Source organism: Rubricella aquisinus (assembly GCF_014199445.1).
Lineage (GTDB): Bacteria > Pseudomonadota > Alphaproteobacteria > Rhodobacterales > Rhodobacteraceae > Rubricella > Rubricella aquisinus.
In genome coordinates this window covers 1-6,879 of sequence record NZ_JACIJS010000018.1, presented here as the reverse complement: position 1 = coordinate 6,879, position 6,879 = coordinate 1, and the positions used below count along the sequence as shown (strand labels likewise).

At 65.2% G+C, this 6,879-nt stretch carries 2 protein-coding genes; both read left to right on the top strand.

Going from position 1 to position 6,879, the window contains the following annotated elements; genetic code table 11:
- Nucleotides 1-5,304 (top strand): non-ribosomal peptide synthetase (locus FHS89_RS16120; RefSeq protein ID WP_184013161.1); only part of this gene is annotated, 5,304 nt, incomplete at its 5' end.
- A 7-nt stretch (nucleotides 5,305-5,311) separates the two neighbouring features.
- Nucleotides 5,312-6,879 (top strand): condensation domain-containing protein (locus FHS89_RS16115; RefSeq protein ID WP_221229466.1); only part of this gene is annotated, 1,568 nt, incomplete at its 3' end.

Below are 6,879 nucleotides of genomic sequence, written 5' to 3'. Positions count from 1 at the left end.
CGGGCCGACGCACAGATCAAGATCCGCGGCCAGCGGATCGAACCGGGAGAGATCGAGGCCGCCATCGCGGCCCATCCGGGCGTGGCCGCCGCCGCCGTGAAGCTGTGGCCCGCCGAAGCCGTTGCCGGGTCATCGTCCGCCGGGTCATCGGTAACTGGGTCATCGCCGGGCGGCACCGGTCAGGCGCGCCTTGCGGCCTATTACACGCTGGCCGAGGGCTATGCACCGCTTGCAGCCGCAGCGGCTGCGGCAACTGACGCGGGGCTGTTGGAAACCGTGGCCCCAGATGCCGCACATGGCGCAGCGGCTGGCCCCGACACGGCCACATCAGACGTGCCGAGTGCGGCGGCACAGACTGGCCTTGCGGCGAACAGGCCCGGCACGACCCAACTGGCCGCGATGGACCCGTCGGTGCCGCAGAAGGCGGATCAGGGCGCACGCCACGCCCACGGATCCTCGGCCCACGGCTCCGCGCCCGACAGCGCGACTGGCCCAATCCCGACCGAGCCTGCGCATGCGGCGGCCGATCCAACCGCGCACACCACCCCCGACACAGCCACCAACGCACCCGCAGACCCCCTGCCCGACCTCGCAGACTGGATCGCCCGCCACCTCGCCCCCGCGATGCAGCCCGATGCGCTCATCCTCATGGACGCGCTGCCGCTCACCGCCTCCGGCAAGCTCGACCGCAAAGCCCTGCCCAAGCCGCAAAACTGGGGCCAGCGCGCCCAAAACCGCGCCGCCCCTGAGGGCCAGACCGAGCAAACACTCGCCGCCATCTGGGCCGAAACCCTCGGCATCGACGCCAAAGATATCGCCCGAGACGACAGCTTCTTCGCCCTCGGCGGACATTCCCTCACCGCCATGCGCACCGCCGCCCGCATCCGCGACCGCTTCCAAACCAACACAACACTCGCCGAAATCTTCGACACCCCAACCCTCAAAGCACTGGCGCAGAGCATCGACGCGACCGCCAAGGACACGCCCGCCCCGACCGCAGAGATCGCGCCCGGCACGCTCTCGCCCGCACAACACCGCATGTGGTTTTTGCAGACCCTGACGCCGGATGCGGCCCCATATAACATGCCCGCCGCCTTCGATCTGGAAGGGGATATCGACGCGGACGCCCTCGACAAAACACTGAAAACGCTGGCCAAAACCCACGACATCCTGCGCACCATCTACCCCACAACCGACGGCACCCCCCGCGCGGAAATCACCGAAACCCTGCCAGACCTGATCCGCGAAACCCTCCCCTCCCGCGACGCCGCCCGCGCCCGCGCCAAAACCCTCGCCCAAACCCCCTTCGCCCTCACAACCGACATCCCCATCCGCGCCCACCTCCTCACCTACGCAACAAACCATGCCATCCTCACCCTAACCCTACACCACATCGCCGCAGACGGATGGGCGCTCAATCTGATCCACGAGGCGCTGTTCTCCGGGGAGGTCACGCCCGCGCCGATGGGGTATCAGGCCTATGCGGCGGAGCAGCGCGCGCGGCTCAAACCGGAGCGGATCGCACCCGATCTTGACTGGTGGGCGGATCAGTTGGAGGCGGTCGAACCACTTGCGCTGCCCACCGATTATCCAGCCCCGATTACACCGGATTTGCGCGGCGCCGAGATCGCATTTCGCCTGCCCCAAGCACAGGTTGAGGCGCTCGCGGCCATGGCGCGCGGGCGGGATGCGACGCTCTACACGGCTTTGCTGACCACGCTGTATCTGACATTACAACGGTTGGGCGCAGGCACCCGGTTTGCCATCGGCACACCCATCGCGGGCCGGGACACGGTCGCGCAGGAGGCCATGATTGGCTGCTTTATCAACACGTTGGCCATGGCCCCGCTGATCGAGCCGACCGAGGATTTCCAGACGACCCTTACCGCCGCACAGCATAGCGTGACGGAGGCGCAGCGTCGCGGGCACATCCCGTTTGAGATGATCGTGGATCACATGGACGTGCCGCGTGATGCGACACGCCATCCGCTGTTTCAGGCGGCCCTCACCTTGCAAAACATGCCTGCCGCGCGGGAGGTCAAAACGTCCTTTGCCGCCGCGCCCGTCCCATTGGGGGAGCGGGACACACCATTTGACCTGAGCTTCGTGATGGAAGAGCAGGCCGGCGCGCTGTCGGGCCTGTTGGTGTATCGCACCGCCCTTTACGCGCCCGAAACAGCACAAATGATCGTGGATCAGTGGCTGGACCTGATCGCGCACGTTCTGCGTACGCCCGAGCGCCCGCTTGCGCGCCTGCCGATGGCAGATGCGGACGTCGTGCCGCTCAAACCCACAGCCACGCCTGACGAAACGCTTGTCAGCCGCATCATGGCGCAGGCGGACCGCGACACACCGGCGATTGGTGAAGTCTCCTATGCCACGCTTTTGGCCGATGCCGCACGATTGGCGCGGGTGCTGCGGGCCGAAGGCTTGCGACCTGAGGAGCCAGTGGCCGTTCACGCGATGCCGGGCGCAGACTGCGTCACGGGTATGCTGGCCGCGATGATGGCGGGCGGCTGTTACCTGCCGCTCGACCCGGCGCATCCGCCCGCGCGCCATGCGCAGATTTGCGGCGCTGCGGGTGTGCGCTTCGGCTTTGGCACTGCAATAGACACCTTGCGCACGATCGACATGCGGGCAGAGGCCATTGATGACGTTTCACTGCCCCGGATCAGGCCCGATCAGCTTGCCTATATCCTCTTTACCTCCGGCTCCACCGGGGTGCCGAAAGGGGTCGGATGTAGCCACGCGAACGTGCTCAACATGCTTGACGATATGCAGGATCGCGCGCCCCTTTCGCCACAGGATCGGGGCAGTTGGTGGACCGGGGCGACATTCGATGTGTCGGTCTATGAGATATTCTCCGCGCTGACCGTAGGTGCCGCGGTGCATCCGGTGTCGGACGCGATCCGGCTTGATCCAAGCCAGATGCTCGATTGGATGCGGGCGGAGGGGATCAGCAGCGCCTATATGCCGCCCTTCATGCTGTCCGAATTGGCAAGCCACCCTTGCCCGACATTGCGGCGATTGCTGGTCGGGGTGGAACCGATCCCGCAAGGCAGGCTGCACCAAATCCTCACCGGCACGGACGGCCTACGGATCATCAACGGATATGGCCCGACGGAAACGACGATTTGCGCCACGCTCTTTAGCGTTCCCCGCACTGCACCTGCACGGATGGAGGAGATCACACCCATTGGTGACGCGGTGAGGCACACTGCCGCTTATGTGCTAGATGCGGCGCTGAACCCGGTGCCGGTGGGCGTGCCGGGGATGCTCTATGTCTCCGGGGCGGGCGTGTCGCGCGGCTATGTGAGGCGTCCTGATCTGACGGCAGCGGCTTTTCTGCCAGACCCGTTCAGTTTGGTGCCCGGCGCGCGGATGTATGCCACCGGAGATCGGGTGATGCGGCGGCGCGACGGGCAGTTGCAATTCATCGGACGGCAGGATTTCCAGTTGAAAATCCGGGGCTTGCGCATTGAACCTGCCGAAGTGGAACAGGCGATCCTAACCCATCCGAAGGCCGGTCGCGCGGTGGTCATGGCCTCCTCCGATGGCGCGCAACTTGTGGCCTATATCGGCGGAACAGTAACAGAGGACACCCTGCGCGCGCATCTCTCAACCCTCTTGCCCGCCGCGATGATCCCCACAGGCATCGCGATTCTGCCCGATCTGCCGACCCTGCCAAGCGGGAAGGTGGACCGCGCCGCCCTGCCCGCGATCACCACCGCCGCAGCCGACCGCACGCCGCCCCGGACCGACACGGAAAAGGCGCTCGCCACCATCTGGGCTGAGGTGCTGAAAATCGACAGGATCGCGCGGGAGGACAATTTCTTCAGCATTGGTGGAGATTCGATCCTCGTCATTCAGGTCGCCACTCGCGCCAATACTGCAGGGCTGAGCATGACACCGGGCATGGTGTTCCGGCACCAGACGCTTGAGAGCCTTGCCGCCGCAATTGACGGGAGCACCGACACCAGCAGCACGGAAGCCGCCCGGCATGTCGGGCCGGTGCCGCTAAACCCGGTGCAGGCATGGTTCTTTGAACAGGCGTTTGATGGCCCGGATCACTGGAACCAGACCGTTCTTTTGCGCGCGGCAGAGCGGCTTGACCCGGCTGTTTTGGCGCGCAGCCTTGATACGCTCGCCGCCCGGCATGACGCGTTCCGCACCCGGTTCGCGCAAGATGCGCTTGGCGCGTGGCAACAGGTGTTTGATGATAGCACCGGCGAATTGCCCCTCACGGAGCATGAAACGGAGGACGTGACCGGGATAGCAGCGGATCTGCAAACGATGCTTAGCATAACCGATGGTCCCTTGGCCCGCGCGGCCCTGATCCGCACCACGGCGGCGGATTACCTGTTCATCGTCGCGCATCACCTGATTATCGACGCGCAATCCTGGCGCGTTTTTGGAGAGGAGTTGACCACGCTCTACCCCGCGCTGCGGGACGGACAGAGCCCGCACCTGCCAGCGCCGTCCAACGCGACGCCGGACTGGCTGGCCCGGCTCGGCGCCTATGGCGCGGCGCTGGATCCCGCGGGCATCAGGCAGCGCGCGGCCATCGGCCCGACCGGTCCCCTGCCGGTGGATATGCCGCAGGCCCCCAACCGTGCAGGGACCGAACGCGCCCATGAGGTGCAGCTTGGCGGAGAGGCGCTTGCACCGCTTCTTGAGGCCGCGCAATCCCATCCGATGGATGCCATCCTCATGGCGGCACTTGCCCGTGTCCTGCCCGCATGGGCCAACCTGCCCGAGATCAGCATTGATGTGGAACGGATGGGTCGCGCCGATCTGTTTGAGGGGATCGACATTTCCCGAACGCTGGGCTGGTTCACCACGCTCGCCCCCATCACCCTGTCGGATGAGACGGAGAGCGGCGTTATCGAGGCGATGGCGCACCGCATCCGCAACCTGCCCGATCAGGGGCTTGGCCATGGGATCGCCCGGCTTTTCGCACCCGATGCCCCGCGCCCCCCCCGGCCCGAAATCAGTTTCAACTATCTGGGACGTGTGACGATAGAGGACAGCGACGCGCCCTTTGCCCCCGACCCGCGCGACATTGGCCCGCGCCGCGCGGCAGAGGGCCGCCGCCCCTACCTGATCGAGATCAGCGCCGCACTTCACACGGATCACCTGAGCGTATCGTGGCTCTATTCGGAGGACACGTTCCATGCCGACACGATCGCGCGCCTGGCACAATCGCATCTCGATGCCATTCAGGGCTTGATACAACCGGAAGATGATGATCCTTTCGGGTCACTCGACATGGCATCCATCCTTGGCGAGCTACAGGCTGAATAGACACAATATGCGTATTTCCCAACAGGATATTCAGGCGATCGAGCCGCTCACACCCCTGCAAAAGGGCATGCTGTTTCATAGCGTCTCCCACGGGGAAAGCGGCGCATATGTGGAGCAACTGACAGCCACCCTAAGCGCGGAATTGGACGACGCGGCCTTTCGCACCGCATGGGACCGCGCGCTGCGGGATGTGGAAATGCTGCGCTCCGCCTTCCTGCCGGAACAGCGGCCCGAACCGCTGCGCGTGGTGCTGAAACAGGCCGCATTGCCGCTCGAACACTTGGACTGGTCGGATCAGGATGCAGAGGCGCAGCAGCAGCGCCTGACCGCCCTGATGACGGCGGAAAAAGACGCAGGATTTGACCTGACGCGCCCGCCGCTGATGCGGCTCAAACTGGTGCGGATGGGTGCTGGGGACACGCGGCTGATCTGGACCTTTCACCATCTGCTGTTGGACGGCTGGTCAATCCCGCTGTTGATGCAGCGCGTGCTGAGCGCCTATGAGGCCGCGACGCGCGGCACAGCGCTGACCCCGCCGCCACTGCCGGGTTTTGCCGCCTATCGCAAATGGATGACCACCCGCCCCTCCGCCGAATCCTATTGGCGCGAGACGTTGCGCGGCCACGCCCATGGTGCGCCGCTTGCCTTTGGCGTGAGCGGCCTGCCCCGCAGCCGGATCGAGACGCGGGAATATCGCGAAACCGCCGATCATTTGCCCGCCGACCTCAACGATGCGCTGGCGCGTCAAGCGGAACATCTGGGCGTGACCTTCGCAAGCCTTGTCGAGTTGGCGGCGCTGATGGCCTTGCGCGCCTTTACCGGGCAGTCTGACCTCATCCTCGGGACCACGGTATCGGGCCGCCCCCATGGTGTGGCGGGGATGGATGAGATGATCGGCATGTTCATCAACACCCTGCCGCTGCGCGCCGATCTTCCCCCCGACCGCCCGTTGCGGGACGCCGCGCAAACGGTCCTGTCGCGGCTGGCCGCCTTGCAAGAGCGCGCAGAGACACCGCTTCACGACATCCGCCAATGGGCGCGCTTGCCCGCGGACGAGAGCCTGTTTGAGACCATCTTTGTGTTCGAGAATTACCCCGTCGCCGCAGGATTGTCCGACAGCGAAAGCGCGCTTGGCATCCGCGATGTGCATGTGGAGGAGCGCACGGGCTATCCGCTCACCATCGTGGCCGCGCGCACTGGGGGCCTGTCGCTGAAACTCATCGCAGATACGGGGTATTTTTCCGCTCCGTTGCAGGTGGAATTCGCCACTGTGTTGCGCAGTGTCTGTTCCGCGCTCGCCGTAGCCTCCCCCGATCAGCCGCTCTCCGCGCTGCTACCACCGCGCGGCACAGCGTTGCCCGCCGAACAGGGGGCTGCCTCACCAAACCATGATACCAGCCTGATTTCACAGGTTTTCATGCCGCATGACGGCGTCGCCCTGATGACAGGTTCTGGCGATCTGGACTACACGACACTCCACGGTCGTGTTGAGGCGTTATCGCGTTGTTTGGTTGGGATGGGTGTTTGTGTTGGGGGGTATGTTGGAGTTTTGACCTCTGGTGGGTTTGGGTTTGT